At 65.4% G+C, this 1,956-nt stretch carries 1 protein-coding gene and 1 pseudogene; one reads left to right on the top strand and one right to left on the bottom strand.

The features are described 5' to 3' along the window. Nucleotides 1-684 (bottom strand): annotated as a pseudogene (locus ABC138_RS17420) (IS256 family transposase); the annotation flags it as partial. Between the two features lie 1,117 nt (nt 685-1,801). Here ABC138_RS17420 and ABC138_RS17415 point away from each other — a divergent pair. Further along, on the top strand, nt 1,802-1,956 hold a 155-nt coding region (locus ABC138_RS17415; RefSeq protein ID WP_345914454.1), incomplete at its 3' end, for a transposase.

Genomic DNA, 1,956 nt, shown 5'->3' with positions numbered 1-1,956 from the left:
ACGCCGGTCAGGCCTCGGGCGGTCAGGTCGGCGAAGAACTCGTTCCACGCCGACCCTGTCTCGGACGTGGCCACGCGCAGGCCCAGGACCTCGCGGTGCCCGTCAGCGTTAACACCGACGGCAATCAACGCGACGGCGTTGATCACCCGCCCGCCCTCGCGGACCTTCATCGTCAACGCGTCCGCGGACACGAACGTGAACGGCCCGGCATCGGCCAGCGGCCGGTGGCGAAACTCCTCGACGATCTGGTCCAGATCAGCGGCCATCCGCGATACCTGGGACTTGCTCAGCGAGTCGATCCCCAGGGTCTTGACGAGCTTGTCCATGCGGCGGGTCGACACGCCAGCGAGGTAGCAGTCCGCGACGACCGTGATCAGCGCGGACTCCGCGCGCTTGCGGCGCTCGAGGAGCCACTCGGGGAAGTAGGTCCCGCTCCGCAGCTTCGGGATCGCGACGTCGACCGTCCCGACGCGGGTGTCCAGGTCGCGGTGGCGGTACCCATTGCGCTGCGCCGTGCGAGTCGCGCTGGGTCGGCCGTACTCGGCTCCGACGACGGCATCGGCGTCCGCGGACAGCAACGCGTTGATCATGGTCTGCAGCAGGGAACGCATCAAGTCCGGGGAGGCTTTCGGACAGGGCTTCACCCAGCAGGCCGGCAGGGTCGACAATGTGTGGTGCGGTCATCGTGATGACTCCGTTCGAGAGTGCTGTGGAAGATTCGCTCGAAGGATCACGCGGTGGCCGCACCCACGTCCACACCCAAGACCATGTCGGCGACCGCGCTACACCACTATCGGGGACTCAACTCGGTCCACCTTCGGCGAGAGATTCCCTCACTATGCGGCTGCTGTCGTCATGTCTGGCTTGTGCCTTTGCCTGGGAAGACATCGGTGGCCGATCTGATGCGGACCATCGCCAGCGCGGGGTTCCTTCGGCCAGCCATGCCCATCCCTCCACGCGAAGACCCGCGGTGAGTGGTTCGGCGAATAGCTGCACGTGGACGGGCCAAGCGCCGCCCGCGGGCAATTGCAAGGAGCGGGCGATTCCCCCAGGTAAGTACCCGATTCTCTCTCCGTCCACATGGACAGCAACAGCCATCGGCTCAACTGGATTGTTCGGCTCAAGCTGCACGAAGCCACCAGTCTCGATGTGGCCGCCGGCGCCGATCCCGTGCCGAACTGCCAGTGCCAAACAGGCTTCCTTCGCGAAGGTGGTCGTTCCAGTTAGGTGGACGAGGTCCGCTATGCCCCCGAAGGTTGCGGCGCCCTGCACCTTCGGCACCGCACGGCCAAGACTTGGTGCATCCGGTCGGGCCGAATCGGCGCCTGGCGCCGTTACCGACCCAGGATCCGGAAGTTGATGACGCCTACGGAATAGCCCCACGACGCAACCTTGGCACGGCTCAGTCCTGGCGGCGCCAAATTGGGCACGGCATCTACGACCAGGCGAGCAGTGTCCCGATGTTCTCGTCGGTGAGCCCATGTCGCGGGTTCGGACGTAGTACAAGGCAGTCACGATCTTCGGTCAGCCGCTTGGCGTCTCCCCGGCCGAGCTGATCGTCGACCCAGGCGAAGGGCCTGTCGCCTACGAAGGCGAGGACAGGCTTGACTCGCGGGTTGTCGAAACCGTCTGGATCCCTGCGGGCGCTACTGACGACGGGGACGACCGGCCAAGAACCTCCTGTGGAGTGGTCCAGTGAACCGCACTGGGTTGGTTGGAGTCTCCATCGGGGCCTGACCCCGGTTCTTGGACACGCTGAATCCAGCACGTGGTGCTGGGGAAGCGAGATGATCCGAGAATCATGGCTAGGAAGAACTATTCCGAGGAGTTCCGTCGTCAGGCCGTCGACTTGTACGAGTCCACCCCGGGTGCCACGGTTCGCGGCATCGCCGAGGACCTCGGCATCGTGCGTGGCACGCTGCGGGGTTGGCTCGAGGTCTACGGGACCGGCAAGAA

It is taken from the genome of Janibacter sp. LM, assembly GCF_039631275.1.
Taxonomy (GTDB): Bacteria; Actinomycetota; Actinomycetes; order Actinomycetales; family Dermatophilaceae; genus Janibacter; species Janibacter terrae.
Note: the sequence above shows the minus strand (reverse complement) of the source record. Positions and strands in the feature narration are given on the sequence as shown.